1 protein-coding gene is annotated in these 762 nt (G+C 64.8%); it reads left to right on the forward strand.

What is annotated here, in order from left to right; genetic code table 11:
• A partial coding sequence (locus ENZ75_RS33370; RefSeq protein ID WP_164888253.1) for an ABC transporter permease subunit occupies window positions 1-762 on the forward strand: 762 nt, incomplete at both ends.

Raw genomic sequence — 762 nt, forward strand, 5'->3', positions numbered from 1 at the left:
GCCCAGGAGATCATGAGCCGCCGCCGCGACTATCGCATCAGCTCCACGTCGCTTTCGGCCGAACCCTATGAACTCGGTCGCTGGCGGCCTACGGTCCAGGCCGGCATGTGGCTGCTGATCATCGTGGTGCTGTTCCTGCCGCTGTTCGGGCTGGTTCTGACATCGCTGGTGCCGGGCTACGGCATCGCGCTCACCGCCAAGACGGCAACGCTCGACAATTATCGCTTCGTGCTGTTCGAGCATGACGCGGCCAGCCGCGCCTTCTTCAACAGCTTCTGGCTGTCGATCGCGGCGGCCTTCTTCGCGGTCCTGGTCGCAGTGCCGATCGGCTATCTGATCGCATGGGGCAAGCAGCGCTGGGTGCGGCTGCTCAATCTGTCGGTCGAGCTGCCCTATGCTTTGCCCGGCGTGGTGCTGGCGATCGCCTCGCTGCTCATGTTCCTGCGGCCGATCCCGCTCACCGGCATCCAGCTCTACAACACCGTCTGGATCATCCTCTACGCCTATCTCGCCCGTTTCCTGGTGCTGGCGCTGCGGCCGACCATCAGCGGCTATCACCAGATCGACCGGGCGCTGGAGGAGGCGGCGCAAGTAGCGGGCGCCGGGCTGTTCACGCGCATGCGCACGATCATCTTTCCCCTGGTGGCACCGGCGGCGATCGCCGGCGGACTACTGATCTTCATGACGGCGCTCAGCGAACTTACCGTCTCGGCGCTGCTGTGGTCGTCCGGGTCGGAGACGATCGGTGTCGTGATGTTTTCC

Source organism: Mesorhizobium sp. M7A.F.Ca.CA.002.04.1.1 (assembly GCF_004022805.1).
GTDB classification, from domain to species: domain Bacteria; phylum Pseudomonadota; class Alphaproteobacteria; order Rhizobiales; family Rhizobiaceae; genus Mesorhizobium; species Mesorhizobium ciceri.